Consider the following 22,243-nt stretch of genomic DNA (forward strand, 5'->3'; position numbering starts at 1 on the left):
TTCATGTTTTTGGTTTGTATATAAGAGGCAGTTCCAGATTTTCTATTACATATGCATTTTTATAGTATTTATATGCTTGATTCTTCAATTAGATAGGTTCCAGCATCTTTTAGATAGCATTTACAATTTTGTTTTTGCGGGTAAAATATCTGGTAATGCTGCATCAGGCCGGGACAGGAGCAATGGCTTTGTAAACCATGTTTCATATTGGGCCAGCCTTAATAGCCTTAGCCAGGCTTTTGGTATTGGCTTTGGTTATGTGCGCTCTACTGACTTTTTCTCAACTATTATTGTAAACAATGGCCTTATAGGGTTTTTAATTTTTACCTGGTTTGTTCTAAGAAATCTGTGGCTTAAAATATCGGTGCCCTTATTATCAGTTTGTTACAAACTTGGCCTGGCATTGGTTTATATTATTATGATGGCTTCGGTTCCGGAATTTGCATACCCATCTCTATGGATTTACATAGCATTGGGGTTTGTAATAAAACACGTGAGCGAAAAACAAAATGCTCTTGAATTATCAAATAGCTAACCTACCATTTATGAATTTTAAACTTAAATTAAAGGTTGGCTTGCTAGCCATGGCTGCCGTGTTAAGTTTTACTGCAAATGCCCAAAAAGTTGATAGGGATTTTGTTTGGGGGATTAACGGGCACCCTTTAACTCAAAAGGCTTATTCCAATAATTTGGATGACCAGATAGAAAGATTGAATGATCTTAAAGTTAACAGTTACCGTGTTGATGTATTGCTGGATCCACAAGGTTATGCAAAAAAAGAAAGTCAGTTTATTGAAATGCTGTCACGGTTAAAAAACAACAACATATCTACACTGCTGGTGCTTATGCAATCAGGTTTAAAAGGGTTGGATGCGCAAGCTACTTATCAAACCAGCTATGATCAAGGCAAGAACTTTGCCAGTAAGTACGGAGAGATGATATCAGTAGTTGAGATTAGCAACGAGGCTGATAATAAAATATTGTTACCAGGTAATTTAACCGGTTTAAAAGTAGGTGATTATGACCTGGTAAAAGCACAAAAAATAATTGCCGGAATAAAGGGATTTATTGACGGTTTAAAATCAGTTAAATCAACTATTAAGGTTTCTATATCAGTTAGTTATATACATTTTTATTATCTGCAGTTGTTGAAGGATAATAATGTTGATTATGATATCATAGGCTGTCATTGGTATTCAAACATGGGCGATATTACTAATGCTAAGCCACCTGTTGGCAATGCACTTTTAAGAGTTAGCAAGCAATTTAAAAAACCAATTTGGATCACCGAGTTTAATTACGGCAAGGGTAGCCTAAAAGTAACTTCTGCAAAGCAAAAGGAATATTTATACAATACCATTCCTCAAATTATATCTCAAGGGATTATTAGCGGGTTTTTTATATATGAATTATATGACCAGCCAGAATTAGGGCAACGCTATCCGCTGGAAACATCTTACGGCCTTATCCAAAAAGACGGTTCAGGTCGCATGATCGAGAAAGATGCTTATACAGGATATAAAGAAGTTATCCAAAACTTTTTGCGAAAGCGAAAATAGTTTATGCTAATAATGTATTGGCTCTGTTGCAAGCCCAATAAGTTTAGTGTATTAACCCCATTTATATAGGGGCCTCTCTTATACAGGAAAATGATCGTCTATTCAGAAACAAAATAAACTAATTACATATGAAAATTGCAATAGTACATGATAACCTGGTTTGCAAAGGTGGTGCAGAACAGGTTGCGTTAAGTTTTCACAATGCTTTTCCCGATGCACCAGTTTTTACGCTTGCTTATGATTCTAAAAACACTTACCCTGAGTTTAAGGATTGTAATGTGAAAACAAGCTGGTTTGGGCGTTTTATTAAAAGCGAAAAAAACTTAAAGCGCTATTATTTCCCATTTGGAATAATGGCTATGCAACAGTTAGATGTAAGCGGGTATGATATTGTATTACAATCTACAACTCATTGTGCAAAATATATTAAAACAGATCCAAATGCACTGATCATAACTTATTGTCACAATCCGTTCAGGTTGGTTTGGAGCACAGAATCATACGAGAAGGTTGTAAAAGCAGGGGCCATAAAAAAAATATTGTACAAAAAAGTTATTGATATGTTAAGAAATATTGACAAGACTTTTGCTAATAAAACCACCTGGTTTATTACAAACTCAAAAGAAGTGGTACCACGTATACAAAATGCATACCACCCTAAAAATGAAATAACAGTAATTAATCCATCTGTTAAATGTGAGAATTTTTATGTAGCAGATGCCATTGGCGACTATTTTCTGGTTGTATCCCGGTTCGAATCTTATAAAAAGATTGATCTGGTTGTGGAAGCCTTTAACGATATGCCAGAGAAAAAGCTGGTTATTGTAGGTAAAGGATCAAGAGAAAATGAGGTTAAATTAAGTGCCGGCCCTAACATCACGTTTTTAAATGGATTAAATGTTCAGGACCTGGCGAAGGTTTATGCAAATTGCAAGGCTTTTATTTTTCCGCAGTTAGAAGACTATGGGATAACGCCTTTAGAAGCTAATGCATCTGGCAGGCCCGTAATTGCTTACGGGAAAGGTGGTATTTTGGAAACCATGTTGCCATATAAAGATGATGCAATGAAAGCAACAGCGATTTTCTTTGATGAACAAACCAAAGATGCGTTAAAAGAGGCTGTAGGTATTTTTGAAACGCTCACCTTTGATCCTGCTTTTATACGCGCACACGCGGAATCTTTTGACGAAGGGTCTTTTGTTAACAAGATCAGATCTTTTGTAATGAATAAATACATCTCTGGCGACGTTGTAAAACCTAATAATGTCGAAGAACCTAAACCGGTTATTGTAGTGGCATGAGAGTCCTGATCATTAATACCTACTATTACCCGGCATTTGTTGGAGGTGCAGAAATATCTGTTAAACTATTAGCAGAAGGAATGGTTAAGGCAGGAAATAGTGTTTTTGTGCTTACAACTGGTTTAGCTGATAAGGTTTACAGAGTAAATGGGGTTATTGTAATTTGTTTAAAGCAGAAGAATATTTTTAATAGCTATCGGGATTCAAAAAACATTCCACAATTTTTAAAAGTATTTTGGCATCTTATTGATTCATGCAATCCGTTTTATCATTTTAAAATTTCAAATTTATTGAAACGGATAAGACCTGCTCTGGCACACACTAACAACATACAAGGCTTTTCACCGTTTTTATGGCTCACAATTAAATCACAAAAAATACCTTTAATACATTCACTACGTGATTATTATTTGCTTTGCCATAAGTGCAATTTATATAATAACGATAAAAATTGCGAGCGTTTATGTTTGCCTTGTTCGGTTACGCATACAATAAAAAAAGGTTTTTTTAAGTATCCTGATCATATTGTAGGCATCAGTAATTATATTCTAAATAAGTATAGCACCTATCTTCCTATTTCAAAGCTAAATAGTAATGTTATATATAATGCTACCGAAAAAAACGATTTTGAATTTATGAAATCTGATTCGCCAAAGTTAAGATTTGGCTACATTGGACGAATTGCAAAGGATAAAGGGGTAGAATACCTGGTTGACGAATTGGCTAAATTAGGTGAACAAAAAGATGCCTTTAAGATCATATTTGCAGGCAAAGGTGACGCCGGGTTTATTGAACAACTATCCCATAAGCTGGAAAATATTGAATTTGAATTTTTAGGGGTTGCCAAGCCTTATGATTTTTATAACAATATAGATGTACTGCTTATTCCTGCTTTATGGAATGAGCCGTTTGGCCGAATTGTAATTGAATCGCTATCTTATTTAGTACCCGTATGCCAGTCGGACAGGGGAGGTCTGAAAGAACTTTTTAACCCAGCCAATTCATGGATATATAGCCCCGAAGAAGGGGAACTATCTATTTTAATAAAACATATATTAAACAACAGAAATGAGGTTGTAGAAAAGAAAAAACAATGTGGGCAGCAAGCTGGTAAGTTTTCTTCAGAACAATATATTGCTAACTATTTGAAACTTTACCATCAGTTTGTTTCTATTGGGCCTGAAATAAGTAAAGCGAGGGTACACCCCCGCCTTACTTAAAAAATGAATTTTTAAAATACTATTATTTACTAATTCATTAATGTATTAGCTACAATTTTGTTAGTCCAGGTTGAGTAAGCCGTTTGCCATTTTAACAAACCATAGAATCCTTCTTGACCATTTTTGTAAGGTTCGTCAAACAATTCATAAAATATAAGTACTTTAACTTGTGGGTTGTTTTTGCACTTCGCTATAAACTTTGTTGCAAAAGCATTTTGATCGGTTTCGTTAGTTGAAATTGAATTAGTTAACTTATACCGGAAGTTACATTCTGTAAACCAGATTGGTTTATTAGGAAAAAGTGAAGCCAGTTTTACTGTAATATCTGGAATTTTGTTAGTAGAGTTAGCTGCAGCAGTTTCCATATCTGCGTACCAGTTGTACGAAACAATATTAAATTTAACACCGTATGATTCGCACATTTTTAAAAATCCGTAGTGTAACCAGCCAGCAGTGATCATGGTTTGAGCACCAGGGTCTTTAGCTTTAATGCCATCATCCATACCTTTTAAGTAAGCCGCTGTTATTTTAAATTCAGCTGGCTTGTAATCAGATGAGCTTGCTCCGGTTTTACCAGAGTATAATAACTTAAGTTCCAAATCATTACCAAGATTATAGTAAGTAAAATACTTACCATACTTAGCAGCAAAGTTACCACCCAGGGTTTTGCCTTTTTGGTACGAAGTTGATTCAGTGTCACCAAAATTGAGTGTACGCAGGTAAAGCATTGGCAACAGGTTAACACCGGCGGTTGTACCGGCTGCCTGTAAGGCTTCTAATAATTGTGATGAAGATGCAGATCCATCAGATGTAGTTTGCACGTTTATCCTATACCAAGACATTTTCATGTTTTTAAGCAATTGCATTTGCTTAGCAGGCGAAGTTGCCAGGTAGGGTGCATCACCCATGTGGCAGTTAACACCAAGTGCAAAACCTGATGGTGTAGCTGCAGTAGTGGCTAATACTGTTTCGGTAGAGTTAGATAGTGCACTTGAGTCAATTGAGGCAGTAGGTTCAACTGCATCGTTTTTAGCGCATGAGGCTAAAGAAAGGAGGGCAATACTAAATAGTAATGCCGATCGGCTTTTAAAATTTTTGTTCATCCGGGGTGATTTTAATTAATAGTACCTGTTAAACGATAGGATTTATAAGAATGTTACATTAGAATTCTTATAAATTAAAAAAGTTTTAATAAAATGATATTTATATAATAAAATTAGTAATAAATGTTTCTTATAAATTATTAAGTTTCAAATATTTAACATGTAACACATGCATGTAAGCTTTATTTATCTACTTATGGCTATTTTTTTACAAATTTTTACCAAAATCTCATAAATGGATACAATTCTTAAAAAACCTGTTACGGATACCGATAGAAAATTAGTTACATCCGGTATTTTTTGGAATTTTATTCAGCTACTTATCAATCAATCATTTGCGTTTATATTAAAGCTGGTATTAGCTAAACTCCTGTTTCCATCTCAGTTTGGAATTGTAGGAATGGCTGCTGTTTTTACCGGATTTGTACAGGTTTTGAATGATCTTGGAGTTGGTGCAGCATTGGTTCAGCGTAAAGCTGAAGATTTGCGAAAAGAGCACTATCATACTGCATTTTGGACTGGGGTTGTGTGGTCAGTGTTATTATATATAATAATGAGTATAGTTGTAGCTCCTGTAGCCGCCTCATTTTACAATGAAGATTTGCTTAAAACAATTATACCTGTATTAAGTATTGGCATACTCGTAAGTCCAATAAACCTGGTGCATAAAGCCCAGTTAACAAAGCAAATGAATTTCAAAAAACTTGCTTTTATAGATAATACATCAAATGTTTTAGCGGGTACAATTGCTCTTATTATGGCTTTTAAAGGGGCTGGGGTATGGGCGTTGGTTTTTAATGCGGTTGCAACAGTATTTTTTGCGATGCCCATGTTTTTTAAAGCTACTGGTTGGAAACCAGCATTTATAGTAGAAAAACAAGCTTTTAAAGATGTATTTGGCTTTGGTGTTTATACCACCGGTTCAAACATAATGAACTACTTGTATAATAACATTGATTATTTATTGATCGGAAAGCTTTTGGGAGCAACATCCTTAGGGATTTATACACTGGCATTTGTGCTAACAGATACTTTCAGAAGTAGGTTAATGGCTGTTATTAACAATGTGATGTACCCAATTTATGGGAAAAAACAAAGTGATTTTGTTTCCTTAAAAAAATATTATTTAAAGGTTGTGGAGTTTAATTGCCTGTTTATATTTCCGGTTATGGTTTTCTTTATAATGGAAGGCAATTTTTTTGTTGTGCATGTTTTTGGAAACAAATGGCATGAAACTGTTGCCCCATTACAAATATTGTCCTTTTCTGTAATGTTACACATTCTTGTTAGTGGTAATACCGCTTTATTGCGTGGTTTAGGGCGCCCTGGTTTAGAAATGAAGCAACAGGTATTAAAAGCAGTGATCTTTCTGCCTTCCCTTGCCATTGGTATCTATTATGGTGGTATAATAGGAGCCGCTTGGGCAATACTGCTTAACAAACTGATAGGAGTATTGATTGCCCAGTACACTTTTAAATATCTTATTCCAATAAAAATCTCAGCAAAAGAATTAGTTATAGCTATAAAGGCACCGCTTTTAGCGGCGGCAGCGGCATTTTTAACAGCTTATTTGTTAACTTTTATAAGCATTCATTATTTAATTACCGGTGTGCTTATTTGCGCTTGTTATTTTGGTGTTGTTTGGTTGTTCATGCAAAATGAACTAAAACTTTTAATAAAAGGGATAACACGTAAATAACGTCCACTAAATATTTATCATTTTAAATTTCTCTTTTTATGGTATCAGTAATTATACCCTGCTATAATTGTGAAAATTTTATTGACCGGGCCATGCAAAGTGTTTTTGCACAGCTTTGGCAAAATATTGAAATTATTTTAGTTGATAATAAGTCAACCGATAATACATTAAAGGTTTTGCACGAATATCAAGCAGCATCTCCTTTTCAAATAAGTGTTTATGAAGAGCACAAGCCGGGTGCGCCTGCAACACGTAACCATGGTTTATATAAAGCTAAAGGAGATTATATTCAGTTTTTGGATGCAGATGATGAGTTGCTCCCCGAAAAAATATTCCGGCAACTACAAATTGCTCGTAATACCGGTGCTGACATTGTAGCGGGTGAATGCCTGCTTAAATATAGCGATGGTAAAAAGAATACAAGGCATGTAGATAGTAATGCATGGAGGGGGTTGATCAGTTCAAACCTGGGTATAACAAGTTCTAACTTATGGCGAACAAGTGTGCTCAAATCAGTAAATGGCTGGGACGAAACTATAAGCTCATCACAAGAATATGATTTGCTTTTTAGGCTACTTAAAAATGATGCAACGGTAACCGTAGACCCATCAGCCAATACAATTGTTAATTTTTCAAGTAATTCAATATCAAAAAGCACAAATATAAACGTGCTGAAAAAAATACTGCATAACCGTATCAACTTAAGGTTGAAAATTAAACTTGAATTACAGATAAGAGGACAATTCAGTCCGGAATTGTCTCAAGCCGTTGATACTTATATCTACAAGGAAATTATGAGGAACTATCATCATTTTCCTAATCACGCAAATGAACTATTACAACACTATGGGTTTAAAGCCAATGCTTTTAATTTATTAAAAATCAAAATTAAAATGGCGTATGATAAACTCCGCCCACAGCCTATCACAAATACAGTGTTGCTTTAACCCGCTATACTCCAAACCATTATGAACAAAATTTTTGTATCTATTATTATTCCAACTTATAAAGATTGGGCAAGATTGTCATTCTGTCTGCATTCACTTTCGCAGCAAAATTATGACAAGGATCTTTTTGAAGTGATTATTGTAAATAATTACGTGGCCGATAAGCTACCAGATGATTATAATTTGCCAGAAAACTTTAAAATGATCACTGAAGAAAAGCCCGGCTCTTATGCAGCGCGAAATGCAGGGATAAAAATTTCTCAGGGAGAGATTATAGGTTTTACAGATTCTGATTGTATCCCCGATAAGGATTGGATAAGCAATGCCGTTGATTTTTTTAACAATAATCCTGATTGTGACCGTATTGCAGGTAAAATAAGGCTGTATTACAAATCAGATAAGCTTACAAAGGCGGAGCTGTATGAAAAAATATATGCATTTAATCAGGACATGTATGTTGAGCAAGACGGAACAGGTGTTACTGCCAATATGTTTACTCACAAGTATGTTTTTGATAAAGTTGGCTTGTTTAAAGAAGATCTGTTATCTGGCGGTGATTATGAATGGTCAGTAAGGGCCCGTGAGGCTAACTTTAAAATCAATTATTCTGATAATGTAATTGTAAATCATCCGGCCAGGTATCATCTTAATGAATTGGTTAAAAAAGCAAAAAGGGTAGGTGGCGGTCAGGCTGGCTTTGATCCATCTTCAGGCAAAAATATCCTTCAATCTATGGTAAGATTTATTTATGATTTGCGCCCGCCCGTTAACAGTATCCCGCTTATCATAGCAAAAGGGAAGGATCTGCACATATCTCAAAAAGTACTCATATTTTATCTGAGATATTATTTATCTATAATAACTGCTCATGAAAAGTTTAGAGTTAGCCAGGGTAAAGGCGCTCAGCGCGAATAGTAATTCAAAATCTTTAAATAACTAACATAATATATTAATCTTAATCTTAAAATTCATGAAAATTGCTGTTATAGGAACGGGCTACGTAGGGCTTGTTACAGGAACATGTTTGTCTGAAACAGGAAATATAGTAACCTGTGTAGATATTAACAAACAAAAAGTTCAAATGATGCAACAGGGGCAATTGCCAATATATGAACCTGGTATTGAGACTCTTTTTCACCGTAATATTATTGAGGATCGCCTGCACTTTACATCTGACCTGGCTAGTGCCATTGAACACGCAGAAATTATTTTTTTGGCATTGCCAACGCCTCCCGGAGAAAACGGTGCTGCAGACTTGAGCTATGTATTAGGTGCTGCAAAAGATATAGCATTGCTGGTTACCTCATATAAGGTAATTGTAACCAAGTCAACAGTTCCGGTTGGCACTGCTGATAAAGTAAAGGCCATATTTGAACAATACACCGATGTTAAAGTAGCTATTGCATCTAACCCTGAATTTTTAAGAGAGGGCGTCGCTGTAGAGGATTTTATGAAGCCCGACCGCATTGTTGTTGGCACTACTGATGAACATGCACGAAAGCTGCTAACTGAGCTTTATGAGCCTTATGTACGCCAGGGGAATCCTATTTTGTTTATGGACGAAAAATCTGCTGAATTAACCAAGTATGCAGCCAACTCTTTTTTAGCAACCAAAATATCGTTCATGAACGAAATGGCTAATCTATGTGAAAAAATTGGTGCCGATGTGGATATGGTTAGATTAGGTATTGGAACAGATGAACGTATAGGGAGGCGTTTCTTATTTCCGGGAATTGGATATGGAGGTAGTTGTTTTCCGAAAGATGTACAGGCCCTGGCAAAATCAGCAAAAGAAAATGACCAGGATTTAGAAATACTGGAAGCCGTGATGAGAGTTAATGTTTCTCAAAAAAAGGTATTGATTGAAAAGCTTAAAAAGCACTACAACGGCAATTTAAAAGATAAGTTATTTGCATTATGGGGATTGGCTTTTAAGCCTGAAACTGACGATATAAGAGAGTCTCCAGCCTTGGCCATTATTGATGAATTGTTAAAAGAAGGGGCCAGGGTGGTAGCTTATGATCCAGAAGCTATGAATAATGTTAAAAACATTATTGGAGATGATATAATTTATGCAGATGATCAATATGAGGCATTAATGGGGGCAGATGCATTGTTAATTTTAACCGAATGGAGCGTGTTCCGCAATCCGGATTTTTATCTGGTTGGAAAACTACTTAAAGAAAAAGTAATTTTTGATGGGCGTAATTTATATCAGGTAGAAAAGATGATGGATAACGGCTTTTATTATAACAGCATAGGCAGAAAAACCGTAGGGCAGATAGACCGGGAAATCCCAACCAATACAATTTAGTTTTAAATCGGGACATCAATTTCTCAGTACTACACAAAAATCTCCCAACCGTTTAAATGTGCAAACTTTAAAGAAAGATTAATTGTATTATTGTTAAAGGAAATAAGAAATTGTTATGACATTGGTAACAATAGATATTTTTTATAGTTATAATGTTAGTTGTTTCTTATAAATAGTAAATCTCCTTCCCTAAGATGATTGATTACTATTGCCGGCTAAATTTAAAGTGATTCTGTTTTTAAATGCTTTAATTATGAAAACACGCTACCTATTTTTGGTTTATTTAATAATGTCAATTACAGACATTATAGTTGTTAACTTATCATTCGTAACGGCTTACGATTATACTTATTTTAGAATTGATGGAGCTATGGATCAGCTGATAATAGCAAACAATGTTTGGATATTTTCTGCTGTTTATTTTGGGCTGTATAACCGAAAGTTTATACACAGTTTAAGAGATATGTATAGCTTAACCATTAAAAGTTTTGTGCTTTTCTCCATAATATTTATTTCATATATTTTTATTTTTAAAAGTAACGTACAAACAGGTGATGTATTGGTACTGTTTAATTTAATCTTACTCATAGGGTTAATTCTAAACAGGTATATGTATTACCTGCTTGAAAGCTTGTTTAAAAAATGTTTTAGAATTACCCGGCCGGTTGCAGTTATCGGTACTAACCACATGGCAATGCGCCTGGCTGGGTTCTTTAAAGAAAGTGATAATCATTTTGCTTTTGAAGGTTTTTTAAACAAAGGGAACGCGTCTTATCTTGATAACCTGGGTCAGTTATTACCTTCTATTTTAAATCAAATTAAAACTGCTGCAGAAAGCGGGATAAAAGAAGTATACGTTTCACTTGCCCCTGACAGGATTAATGAGTACGATTTTTTGCAAAAAGAAGCAGATAAATATTGCCTGCGCTTAAAGTTAGTTACAGATATGCCAAGCTCTCTCATTAGTCATTTAAAAATCAGTTATATGGGCGAGTTTGCGGTTTTGAGTAATAGATATGAACCCCTTGAAGAAATTGAGAATAGATTTAAAAAGAGGGTGTTTGATATTATTTTTAGTTCGCTTGTTATTGTATTTATAATGAGCTGGTTATTCCCAATTATTGGGTTGCTTATTAAGTTGCAAAGTCCCGGGCCTGTTTTGTTTAAACAGTTAAGAAGCGGTAAAGATAACCGGTCATTCTTGTGTTACAAATTCAGGAGTATGCGATTAAATGATGAAAATCATAAACAAGCAACTATAGATGATAATCGTATTACTAAAATTGGTAGGTTTTTAAGACGAACCAGCCTTGATGAATTACCTCAGTTTTTAAATGTACTGCTTGGCGACATGAGTACTATTGGCCCCCGGCCGCATATATTAACCATGACTAAAGAGTACAGCCAGATCATCAATCAGTATATGGTTAGGCATTTACTTAAATCAGGCATTACGGGTTGGGCGCAAGTAAATGGTTTAAGAGGTGAAACTAAAGACCCGGAGTTGATGAGGAAAAGGGTTGAATACGATATCTGGTATCTTGAGAATTGGTCAATGGGACTTGATCTGAAGATTGTTATTATGACTATTTTACAAGTAATAAAGGGTGATAAAAATGCCTATTAATGACATATGGCATATGTTTCATGTGTGAATAAAATGTTTACACTTTCACAAATTCAACAAACTAACAAACTAAACTTTAAAGCTATGAACGGTTTAACAGAAAAATTAAATTATCTTAAACTTGTTAATAAAAAACCAACCATTTTAGTTGTTGGCGATTTGATGATTGATCAGTATATATGGGGTAGCGCATCCCGCTTATCACCCGAAGCCCCTGTACCGGTAGTGGCTATAAGTAGTGAAACTTATACGTTGGGTGGTGCTGGTAATGTGGTACAGAACCTTGTATCATTAGGGGCCAATTTAATTGTTAGTGGTGTTATTGGTAATGATTTACCTGCATCACGTATTATAGATATACTTATAGGCGAAGGAGTAAATACAGAGCACATTCTTAGAGATAATGAAAGGGATACAACTGTTAAAACCAGAGTGGTGGTTGGCAGTCACCAATTGGTTAGAATTGATAAAGAGTGTACTCATGCTGTATCTGCTTCAATGGAAAATGAATTAATGGACCATTTGAGTAGTTGTATGCAAGAGGCTGATTTGGTTGTAATGTCTGATTATAATAAAGGTTTACTTTCTCCAGGCTTAACACGGGGTATTATTGATTTAGCAAACAAGCTGGGTAAAAAGGTAATTGTTGATCCAAAGGGACATAGCTTCCAAAAATACCAGGGCGCTTATATTATAAAACCCAACAGGCAGGAACTTGCTTTAGCTACCAAGTCAACCCAAATAACGTCAATCGAGAGCTTAAAATTAGCGGCCGAGATAGTTTTGGAGCAAACAAATGCTCAATACCTTATTGTAACACTATCAGAAGAAGGTTTAATGATTTTTGATGCAGATTCATATAGGTCGCATCCTGTTAAAGCAACAGAAGTTTTTGATGTTACAGGTGCCGGCGATACGGTAATAGCAAGTATTGCATATTTCTCCTCACTGGGATTGGATTTGGATGAAGCCTGTGAATTAGCCAACCATGCAGCCGCTATTGTAATTAGGCGGGTAGGCAGTGTTACCACAACTGTAGATGAAATTATTCAAGATATCGTTGAAACCCAAAAACGTAATTATCAGGAATTAAGATAATTAGATAACTAAATTACTTACATAAAAATCAATCATCATGGTATTAGCCGAACTTAATGATCATTATCAAACCATTAAAACCCTTATTAACAGCAGCCTTATTACAGATATTGAAACAGCCTGCGAATTAATTAGGGATACAATAACGAATGGAAATAAAGTTTATTTGGCAGGTAATGGCGGAAGTGCTGCGGATGCACAGCATATTGCGGCTGAACTAACCGGAAGATTTTTAAAAGAAAGAAAACCATTACCCGGAATTGCCTTAACAACAGATACTTCGGCAATTACAGCAATTGCAAACGACTATGGTTATGAATATGTTTTTTCAAGGCAATTGGAAGCTTTAGCCCAACCTGGTGATTTATTTATAGGTATATCTACCAGCGGAAATAGTCCGGGTATATTAAATGCTTTTCGGACGGCTCAAATGGTCAATTGTAAGACATTGGGATTATCCGGAAGAGATGGTGGACAAATGACAAGCCTTTGTGATCTTAATATCATTATTCCTTCAACAACAACGGCACGCATTCAGGAGATGCACATCTTAATTGGCCATATTCTTTGCAAGGCTGTGGATGAATTGTTTAATGACGAAAAAATTAGCGTAAAGGAAGAGCAGAAAGCTGTTATATGAGGCCGGGGATTGAACAAACCTTATTGGCCAAAATAAACGAGCTTACAACTGCCACAGAGAGGCTACAGCAATGGCATAAAGAAGGCCAAACAGTTGTTTTTACAAATGGTGTATTTGATGTGCTGCATGTTGGTCATATAACTTATCTTTCAAAAGCAGCAGAGCTCGGGGATAAATTAGTGATAGGAATTAATGCAGACGAATCCGTAAAAGGTATTAAAGGTGACGGGCGTCCTTTTAATGATCAGCATAGTCGGGCATTATTGCTGGCTTCATTGTTTTTTGTTGATGCTGTAGTAATGTTTAATGATAGTACTCCTCTGAATTTGATCCGCACACTTTTGCCGGATATACTTGTAAAGGGTGCCGATTATACAATTGAAAATATTGTAGGGGCCAAAGAAGTGATTGCGAACGGTGGTGCCGTTAAAACAATTGATTTTGTTGATGGATTCTCGTCAACTGCTATAATCAATAAAATGAGAGGTTAGTTGCTTTAATTCAAAAGTGTCAATTCTCAAAGATAAGATCTTAATTATCCTGATTAAATCAACAGGCATCAAATCAACACGAAATGAAAGAAATTAAATACAGATTTGGTCCAAATGTATCTATCGGAAAAATCAAAAAAATCAAACTAATAGACCGGTTGCTTAACCTTTTTTTTAAAGGACCTGCGGCCCCCTTAATTGTGTCACCTATAACAGAAATTACTATTATACAGTTTGCACACATTGGCGATTTGATTTTAATGCTACCGGCGCTTAAAAAATTAAAAATTCTCACCAGCTATAAAATCAACCTGGTGGTAAGCAGTCAGAATTTATTGATAGCCAAAAGGTTAAAATATATTGATAGTGTTATAGTTGCAGACGCACCTTATTTTTCCAGAGGAAAAAAAACATCATACTTAAATTTTATTACTCAATTAAAAAAAATAAATTCTGACCTGGTTTTTGATGTTAGAGGAGATTTAAGAAATAATTTTTTCATAAAATTTTTTGTTAAGAAAAAATATTTTGCTGGCTATAATGTAGGAGGGGGAGAAGCGCTGTTAGATATTTCTTTGCCGTATAGGCACGGGGGGCATATTACCGGTTTATTAGAACCCTTGTTTGATTATTTACACATACCAGATATTGATATTTCTTATTGCTGGCATCAGGAGGATATCCCGTATGATGTAATAAAAGATCATGATTTTCCGTCAAATTTTTTAGTTGTTCATTTAGGTACCGGTGCGTCAGCCAGAAAGTGGCCTGTTGAACATTTTATTACAACCATAAAAAGCTTAGCGGGTATAACACCGGTTTATGTATTAGGCGTTAACCAGGATTTATCTGCAGAGCAACTCCAAACCATTACACAAATACCCAATGTAGTAAACTGTGTAGGCAGGTATTCTATATTACAATCAATTTTCATATTAAAGAAATGCAGTATGTTTTTGGGCCTGGATTCAGGCTTTTCTCATATAGCAGCCATGTTGAAAAAGAAAGTATTTGTGGTATTTAGTGGCACAGTGAATAAAAGCGTTTGGAAACCTTATAGCTTTGATAAAGACCAGGTAATACTTATTAACAAAAATGTAGCTTGTGATTTGGTTACCGGGTGTGGTAAATTAACCTGTGTTGATAATATATGCATGAAACAAATTCATCCGGGACGGGTGATCTCTGTATTAGAATCGTATATCAATAATAGAGATGATTATTATAGCTATCAAGCCACTAAGTCATCTTAGCCAATAAAATAATGATACCGTTCCTTATAATAATTGAGTAGTGCTAGGCTATAGGCAATAATAAGTTAAATCTCTAAAAAATAGAAAAGCGATCCTTGTATTAAGAAGGATTAGTTATTTGCTGTATTGATTGCAGTAATTTTAATGAGAATATTATCTAATTGATTATGGAAATCAATATAGGATATATGTGCGCTTTGCAGGGACGCCATTAAATCTTCAATCTCAATTTTCATCCCCTGGTCCTTTGAGATCCCATTAAGGACTTGTAAATACCCTTTCTCATAAGTAATAAATTCAGGGTCTTTCGTAAACTTAATTTCTTCGTTAATCTTTTTGATTTTTACTTTTTCTGCTTTTAATAAACGCAGGATAGTTACATTTTTGTTGCACCTTAAAATATTTTCGGCTCTTTTTCTTTGTCTGTTGATCATTTTTTAATTTAACTGAAGGTCATAAAACAACTTAAAATGTATTGATAAAAATCGATTAAGAAATTTATGTTATATATTTTTAGTTAATTAATTAAACGTAATTATTTAAACGTAATATTTTTTGAAAAGTTACATTTATATAATCATTTTTATAAGATAAATTGTTGCTGAGGATAAACAACTTATTTAAGATAAGTATATAATATTTCAATTTAAAAACTATGGTTATCCATTTTTATTTTAATTGGCTGGTAACCAAAGATCAGAAATGAATTATAAACATGTTTAGGCATATTTACAAAAAAATGCAATAAATTATTGTGAATAAATATAGTTATATGTTAATTAATTACACTTAATAAGTGTGTAACAAATTAAATACAAAAATAAAAAAAAACGAAGCGAAAAACTACCATTTTCTTCGTTTTTTTATTTTAATATTTTGAGCATAATTAATTTTTTCTAATTATCTGAACCTTTATTTTTTCTTTGTGATTTTTCGTAGCGAATTATTACCATAATCTACAATATACATATCATCCACATAAATGGCAATCCCGCTCGGTGTATTAAACCTGGCGCTTTTTAATGGCCCGTCAACATTTCCTGCAAAAACTTTTTTTACCATGGGCGTTTCAATACCCTCAATACTTAAATAGGAGATTGCGTTACTCTGATGTACTAAAAACAAATTTTCGACAGATGAAGTGTTAAGGGCCTTATCTTTCTTACTAACCGCAATATCAAGGATTGCCATGTTTTCAATTTTTTCTGTAAAAATAGTTTTAACCTCCCCCTTAGCCGATATTCTTCTAACTTTCTGACCAACCTTATCTTCGGCATTTCCATCCACAACCCATAAAAAGCCATCAGTTGCTAATTTAATATTTGAAGGGAAACAAAAATTAGCCTGCTGGCCTACGCCATCACTCGTTCCAAATACCATTGTGCTTCCGGCAAATACGGTTGCCAGTCCCTTAGGAGTAAGTTTAACTATTCTTCTGTTATATGTATCTGCAATATATAAAGTCCCATTTTCTGCAACGGCCACGTCCAGTGGTTTATTTAAACCGATGCTAATGTCAAGAGTAGATACAGCGCCCTTAGGAGTGATTTTAACTATTTGATCTTCTCCGGCGATTGCAACATATACATCGCCATTTTTTGCTGTAGTTAAACCTACCGGATTTTTACGGTGTTGTAAGATAGTTGTGATTTTACCATTTGCGGTAACTTTAAATACTTTTCCTTGCAAAGCCGATGATATAAATAATGTACCATCTTTATTGCTACAAATTCTTGAAGGTTGTGGTAACGTGTTTAATCCGGATATAACCGTTGAAACCAATAAATTGGAATCTGCAGGTATTACTGGTGGGGTAATTATTCCTGTTTCTTCTGAGGGGTTTGTTAACGGATATATAGGTTTATCTTTTTTACAACTTTCCCAAATTATCATTGTAACGAAAATTAGTAAGAACGCTTGTTTAATTTTAAACCTTCTCATAGTTTTAATAATGTTTACAATATTTATAGCTATCGGAGAAACCGGTAATACACTACTTTTTGATGTTTAATAAGCTAAATTTATCAAAACAAATGGTTTAAAATGAGGTAGTTAACTATATTGTCCCAATAGCGAGAATATTTCACAATCGTCACATGCAGGAATGAGAAACGCCAACTAAAAAAGCATTAATGCTTAGCGATACGCAGAGATTGTGATCGTTTGTTTTGCATTGAATGAGCAGTCATTATATTGTTATCCACTCGTAATTCAAGTTGCTTTCCTATAGTGTCAATATCACTTTGCAACAGGGGATATAAGTAAGAAATCATCTGATAAGAGGTTTTACTTTGCCTATGGATAAGACATATCCATTGCCCGTTTTTGTAAACGTCATAAGCATTGAAAACAGATCTTTTTTTCATTGAAAATGTTAACTCACAAGTCTCATTTCCTAAGCTGCAGTTAAGTATAAATTTTTCCATCCAATTCTTAATTTGTTCAATTAAATTAAGCATATAACATGTTATTATATAATTAGGGGGGTGTAAATCAGTTTGTTGTATCGTTTTTTGAGAAGCGTTTCACATTAGCAGCTCATAATTTTAGAGTATTAAATGTGTTTTGTTTAATTGCAGAAGATGTTCAGAAAAGCTTTCCTTTACGTGACTGACAATTAATTCTTTAAGCTTTGGGCAAGGTTGTAAATCAGCAATAAATTCCCATTCCTCATTAGTATTTACAATCAAATAACGTAATAACTTCAATTTAAATTCATATATAGTATGACTGGGGGAAATGCTAATTAAACGCACATCCGCTAAAAAGTCAAAATCAAAATAGTTGAATTTAATAGTAAGTACCTGGTCATGAATTTCCATGTACCTAAAGTATGGAGTTATAATTAGGTAATAAGTTCAATAAAGTACCAAATTACTATACAACTTATTAGCAGATCCCTCCTTAATAAGATGGAGTTTTAATTAACATTTGCTTTTTATGTTAAATTTCAATTTTACTAGCAAGAATTTCTGTCGCATACCTTTTTATATCCTTATCATCAATAAAACAATAGGTTTGCATTTTGCCCTCTACATATAACGTTTGCCCTTGTATAATATCAGTATGTAAGTATGATATTATAGTTTCAGGAATTTTAACATAATGATATTCTGTATGTAAAATGGTGTCATCACCTTTTCTGATAGGTTCTTTTGTCATTAAAACAACACACAGGTAACTAATATCATGAAGTGTTACTTTGACCGGCTCCTGTGTTATATGGCCCATTAAAAATGCTTTATTTACACTACTGTTGGCCTGCATCTTATAATTATTTTGTATTTGCTTATAAACGGGTGCTTTATCTAAGTAAGATCTTTTTGATAATTGTAATAGTGTTGATTGCATAACCAAAAGATAATTTATTAAATATTGATGGACAAAACCTGACCCTTAATCTTTAGTGTAGTATTATACCTCTGAAAACTTAGAATAATTTGAATATCTAATTAGAACAAATAAATCATAAATAGAAGCATGTTTAATCTTTGCAATTGTAATTGCTCAATAGATACTTGTTGTATCAGTTAAGTTGTTCATAATTCAATCACTCATTCTTCCATCCATTACAATTTCTTTTATTTTGTCGAATAAAATACCAACCTCTTTTTCTCCAAGTCCTTTAGCTACAGTAATTCTTTTGGTACCATAATTCATAATTATCTTGTAACCGTTCTCTTCAATATAGCTTTGAACACTTATTCTGTTTTTTACACTTAAGTTTCTTAAATTATCATTCAAACCCACAATGTTTCCAGCCAGGCTTAAAGGGTACACCCTTGAAATAACAACCATACTACTATTTGAATGATGGCCTGAAGGACTTAATATGAAAATGGAGGACACATGATCAAGTAAAAATATCTTGTCCTTAATCACAATGGAATTTTTGCTAACCTTAAATGTATTAGGCTTCCTTAAATAATTAATTATGAAAACAATACCTAAAGACAACCCCAGCATTAAGGCAAACCAAATAATTATTCCAATTTGTAAAGTAACCGGCCGATATATTATTGTTAAACATAAAGCCGGTAAACAAACGTACAAACATATTGGAACGGCCATTTGATAGCTATAGGGCCTTATTTTGTAGATAAATTTATTGTATACACCTTCTTGCTCAACTGTATAACTATCAGTGGTATTTGCTTTTTTCATGATTTCTATTAAAAAAATTCAATATGTAATCTGATTTTAATAAATACTTTGTTTTAACAAAGCTAACCAGCAGAACACTGTTTTTTTTTGTGATTGATATATTGTGTAGGATTTGTGAATTATACACACAATTGCCTCAGATATATAATTATCTGTTTTTTGCAATCAAATATGTAGCGGATAGAATTGAGTTATAGGGTTTAATAAAATTGTTATTGTTGATGGTTTAGTAGAGGTAGTAAAAGGGGCTTATTAATTATATATGGCCATATATAAAATCCCAATCAAAATGTGTGATTATGTGTGCTTTAAATGAGCAATACTATACGATATTATTCCATGTCTTTGGAGTTATTTACTTTTCATTTAGCTTTAATGAGTTTATATAATTAATTATCAATAATATATTATTATACTTATGCAACCTAGACGATTTGTTATTAAAATAGCAATTATAGCCGTTCATTTTTGTTTTGTTTTATGCCTTATTTTAGGAAGTGCAAAAACAGCATTTGGGCAATGGACACGAAAGGCTGATGAGCTTAGTCAAAGAGCCGAATGCAATAATGTTTTATATCGTAATAAACTATATGTATTTAGTGGCTTTGCTAATAATCCTATTATTGAAAAAACAAATGAAGTATATGATATTGCAGCAAATAAATGGAGCAAGATCGCCTCTTTCCCAACCGGTACGGAAGTTACGCATCAGGGAGTATTGCTGGTTGATGATGAGATATGGATTATAGGTGGCAGGGCTGTAGATGCACATGGGCCGGCAAGCAGTAAAGTATTAATATATCATATTACTACAAACACCTGGACAAACGGGCCAGAATTGATTGATCCGGCAAATGGAAAACCATTCCCAATGGGGGCCGGAGGATATGTACTTCTTGGGCGCACTATTCATGTTTTTGGCGGCTTTGGGCCAACTCTATGTGTTGATCAGGCAACCTTGCATTTAACCCTTGATGTTGATAAGTATCGCGCTGCTGTAAGCACAACCACATGGGAGAATAAGTTAGCTCCTTTACCTATTCCCCGCAATCATATAAGTTATGTTGTTTTAGCAGGTAAAATTTATGCCTTTGGAGGCCAGTTTTTACATGACTGCGGCGCTGTAGATCAAAAGTATTGTCACGTATATGACCCCACAACAGATAAATGGACCAGGCTGGCAGACCTTCCGGTCCCACGTTCACATGCCGAAGCTTCAACTTTTGCTGTAGATGGAAAAGTATTCCTGGTGGCAGGCCAGGGAAAAGATAATATACCTCAAAACTCAGTTTATCAATATACTCCACAGGCGGCAAATGGGCCGGGTAGCTGGGCATTATTATCGGCATATAAGCTTCCCGGAAGCTTTTTAGGGCTGTCATCAAAAATAGCAGGCAAATATTTTATCATTACAAACGGTGCTCTAACTACATATTCTAATGAGCGGAAAGAAACGTATACAGCTTATGTTACCAGAAGTAGCAACAGAACGCTTGGGTTCTCCGAACCGTGTCTGTCGTTATCATCAATAGCAGGCCAAAAAGTAATCATGCAGAACTTATTGTATGTTGTGGAAGATGAAACTACCTATAATGCAACAACAGACTCTCAATGGCTTACAGTTACTAAAAACGGCACAGGTACCGTAAATCTTAGCGGTACAGTAATTCAAGTAACAATTAATACAACAGGTTTATCAGCAGGCAGTTATACCGGCAAAGTGACTGCCACAGGTACTACTTCTACTTCAAAAGCTTCTTTTTGTGTAAATCTAACTGTTTTACCTTCATCAGGTTATACTTTAACTATCAATAAAACCGGATCAGGGACAGTTACCCAAACGCCAAACGAGCCTCTTTACGCCTATGGCAGCACTGTAAAACTTGATGCTATAGCCGCTACAGGATGGCAATTTAATGGATGGAGTGGTGATACTGTAACACTTCTTAATCCACTATCATTAATCATGAAGAAGAATGTAGTCTTAAAAGCAAATTTTATTCAGGATAGTAACTTTTTAATAAGTGATATTAAACCAACATCAACAGGCATTTATGAACCGGGTGAGTTGGTTGTGGGCACAACTTATTATACCGATAGGGATTATACCATACAATCTATTCCGGCTGCATTAATTAATACACCATTTATTAAAACGGCTAATAACGATAAATCCCTCAACTCATCAACATTGCTTACTTTTAAACTTAATAGGGCGGCAACAATTTATGTTGCTTATGATAGCCGTGCTACTACGCTGCCTGCCTGGCTGTCGGGCTGGCAAAAGCTAACAGACAAGCTTGTGGTTAGCGATGCTAAATTGCCCGGTTTTATACTTTATACAAAATATTTTCCTGCCGGGACTGTCAGCCTTGGTGCTAATATGGCCAGCCCTGCTGCCGGTGCATTGTGTCAATACTTAATTATGGCATTGGAAGATGCCACAAGTTCTAATTCGGCCACAATGCTTTTAGCAAGCACATCCTCAAGCCAATTTTCACAGGTTGTTTATAATAATAACCCTAATACTGATAAAAACATTGTAGCTAAACCCATTTTATACCCTAACCCGGTTCGTACAACTTTGCAGGTTGTTTTTCCGGATAGTTACCAGGAGCCTACTGCAGTGCGCCTTATTAGTATGACAGGGCTTATACGCAATTTATCAAACTCGATTTTTAGATCATCCGGAAATGTAATTGATGTTAACTTAGAGCCTTTAGGGTTAAGGCAGGGAACCTATGCACTGCATATTACCTATGGTAAAGGAAAGGTTTATGTGATACGATTTGTAAAAGAATAAGTAATTTATTTATTGCGTTACTCC

Annotated in this window: 21 protein-coding genes; 14 read left to right on the forward strand and 7 right to left on the reverse strand. The window is 34.6% G+C overall.

Annotation, left to right across the window (positions count from 1 at the left end; all coding sequences use genetic code 11):
- Positions 1-76: 76 nt before the first annotated feature.
- From WC743_RS17565 to WC743_RS17580, 4 genes are all read left to right on the forward strand, one after another.
- Positions 77-535 carry a hypothetical protein gene (locus WC743_RS17565; RefSeq protein ID WP_373013984.1) on the forward strand — a complete coding sequence of 153 codons (459 nt, stop codon included), beginning with the start codon at positions 77-79 and terminating at the stop codon, positions 533-535.
- Positions 536-545: 10 nt separating this feature from the next.
- On the forward strand, positions 546-1,559 hold the full coding sequence (locus WC743_RS17570; RefSeq protein ID WP_373013985.1) for a glycosyl hydrolase: 1,014 nt from the start codon (positions 546-548) through the stop codon (positions 1,557-1,559).
- Between the two features lie 128 nt (positions 1,560-1,687).
- Positions 1,688-2,860, forward strand: coding sequence for a glycosyltransferase (locus WC743_RS17575; RefSeq protein WP_373013987.1), 1,173 nt, complete (start codon positions 1,688-1,690; stop codon positions 2,858-2,860).
- Entirely contained in the window at positions 2,857-4,080 is a 1,224-nt protein-coding gene (locus WC743_RS17580; RefSeq protein ID WP_373013988.1) for a glycosyltransferase family 4 protein, read from the forward strand. Before WC743_RS17575 ends, WC743_RS17580 begins: the two co-directional genes overlap by 4 nt.
- 29 nt (positions 4,081-4,109) lie before the next feature.
- Here WC743_RS17580 and WC743_RS17585 read toward each other — a convergent pair whose 3' ends face one another.
- Positions 4,110-5,183, reverse strand: a complete 1,074-nt coding sequence (locus tag WC743_RS17585) for a hypothetical protein (protein WP_373013990.1) — start codon at positions 5,181-5,183, stop codon at positions 4,110-4,112.
- 235 nt (positions 5,184-5,418) lie between these two features.
- Here WC743_RS17585 and WC743_RS17590 point away from each other — a divergent pair, with 235 nt between their 5' ends.
- The 9 genes from WC743_RS17590 to WC743_RS17630 all read left to right on the forward strand — a co-directional run bounded on the left by WC743_RS17590 (position 5,419) and on the right by WC743_RS17630 (position 15,252).
- The gene (locus WC743_RS17590) at positions 5,419-6,882 is read left to right on the forward strand and encodes a lipopolysaccharide biosynthesis protein (RefSeq protein ID WP_373013991.1); all 1,464 of its coding nucleotides are present in this window, start codon (positions 5,419-5,421) and stop codon (positions 6,880-6,882) included.
- Positions 6,883-6,920: 38 nt separating this feature from the next.
- A complete protein-coding gene (locus tag WC743_RS17595) occupies positions 6,921-7,829 on the forward strand; it encodes a glycosyltransferase family 2 protein (protein ID WP_373013993.1) in 909 nt (302 codons plus the stop codon).
- Positions 7,830-7,850: 21 nt separating this feature from the next.
- Positions 7,851-8,744, forward strand: coding sequence for a glycosyltransferase family 2 protein (locus tag WC743_RS17600; RefSeq protein WP_373013995.1), 894 nt, complete (start codon positions 7,851-7,853; stop codon positions 8,742-8,744).
- Positions 8,745-8,799: 55 nt separating this feature from the next.
- Complete coding sequence (locus WC743_RS17605; protein ID WP_373013997.1) at positions 8,800-10,143, forward strand: UDP-glucose/GDP-mannose dehydrogenase family protein; 1,344 nt, start codon at positions 8,800-8,802, stop codon at positions 10,141-10,143.
- Between the two features lie 253 nt (positions 10,144-10,396).
- Complete coding sequence (locus tag WC743_RS17610) at positions 10,397-11,770, forward strand: exopolysaccharide biosynthesis polyprenyl glycosylphosphotransferase (RefSeq protein WP_373013999.1); 1,374 nt, start codon at positions 10,397-10,399, stop codon at positions 11,768-11,770.
- A gap of 84 nt (positions 11,771-11,854) precedes the next feature.
- Positions 11,855-12,868: a D-glycero-beta-D-manno-heptose-7-phosphate kinase gene (rfaE1, locus tag WC743_RS17615; protein WP_373014000.1), complete on the forward strand. Its 1,014-nt coding sequence runs from the start codon at positions 11,855-11,857 to the stop codon at positions 12,866-12,868.
- A 37-nt stretch (positions 12,869-12,905) separates the two neighbouring features.
- Complete coding sequence (locus WC743_RS17620) at positions 12,906-13,508, forward strand: SIS domain-containing protein (RefSeq protein WP_373014002.1); 603 nt, start codon at positions 12,906-12,908, stop codon at positions 13,506-13,508.
- Positions 13,505-13,999 carry a D-glycero-beta-D-manno-heptose 1-phosphate adenylyltransferase gene (gene rfaE2 / locus WC743_RS17625; RefSeq protein WP_373014004.1) on the forward strand — a complete coding sequence of 165 codons (495 nt, stop codon included), beginning with the start codon at positions 13,505-13,507 and terminating at the stop codon, positions 13,997-13,999. Before WC743_RS17620 ends, rfaE2 begins: the two co-directional genes overlap by 4 nt.
- Before the next feature lie 83 nt (positions 14,000-14,082).
- On the forward strand, positions 14,083-15,252 hold the full coding sequence (locus WC743_RS17630) for a glycosyltransferase family 9 protein (RefSeq protein ID WP_373014006.1): 1,170 nt from the start codon (positions 14,083-14,085) through the stop codon (positions 15,250-15,252).
- Positions 15,253-15,362: 110 nt separating this feature from the next.
- On the opposite strand, the gene WC743_RS17635 is transcribed toward WC743_RS17630, so the two are convergent.
- From WC743_RS17635 to WC743_RS17660, 6 genes are all read right to left on the reverse strand, one after another.
- The gene (locus tag WC743_RS17635; RefSeq protein ID WP_373014007.1) at positions 15,363-15,686 is read right to left on the reverse strand and encodes a hypothetical protein; all 324 of its coding nucleotides are present in this window, start codon (positions 15,684-15,686) and stop codon (positions 15,363-15,365) included.
- Between the two features lie 478 nt (positions 15,687-16,164).
- Positions 16,165-17,193 carry a hypothetical protein gene (locus WC743_RS17640; protein WP_373014009.1) on the reverse strand — a complete coding sequence of 343 codons (1,029 nt, stop codon included), beginning with the start codon at positions 17,191-17,193 and terminating at the stop codon, positions 16,165-16,167.
- 188 nt (positions 17,194-17,381) lie between these two features.
- Positions 17,382-17,678, reverse strand: coding sequence for a hypothetical protein (locus WC743_RS17645; RefSeq protein ID WP_373014011.1), 297 nt, complete (start codon positions 17,676-17,678; stop codon positions 17,382-17,384).
- Positions 17,679-17,798: 120 nt separating this feature from the next.
- Complete coding sequence (locus WC743_RS17650; protein WP_373014013.1) at positions 17,799-18,074, reverse strand: hypothetical protein; 276 nt, start codon at positions 18,072-18,074, stop codon at positions 17,799-17,801.
- Positions 18,075-18,195: 121 nt separating this feature from the next.
- Positions 18,196-18,603: a single-stranded DNA-binding protein gene (locus WC743_RS17655; protein ID WP_373014015.1), complete on the reverse strand. Its 408-nt coding sequence runs from the start codon at positions 18,601-18,603 to the stop codon at positions 18,196-18,198.
- Between the two features lie 195 nt (positions 18,604-18,798).
- On the reverse strand, positions 18,799-19,416 hold the full coding sequence (locus WC743_RS17660) for a hypothetical protein (RefSeq protein ID WP_373014017.1): 618 nt from the start codon (positions 19,414-19,416) through the stop codon (positions 18,799-18,801).
- A gap of 418 nt (positions 19,417-19,834) precedes the next feature.
- Between WC743_RS17660 and WC743_RS17665 the strand changes: the two genes are divergently transcribed.
- Positions 19,835-22,219: a T9SS type A sorting domain-containing protein gene (locus tag WC743_RS17665; protein WP_373014019.1), complete on the forward strand. Its 2,385-nt coding sequence runs from the start codon at positions 19,835-19,837 to the stop codon at positions 22,217-22,219.
- Positions 22,220-22,243 lie beyond the last annotated feature (24 nt).

Source organism: Mucilaginibacter sp. (assembly GCF_041660805.1).
In the GTDB taxonomy this organism is placed as follows: Bacteria; Bacteroidota; Bacteroidia; order Sphingobacteriales; family Sphingobacteriaceae; genus Mucilaginibacter.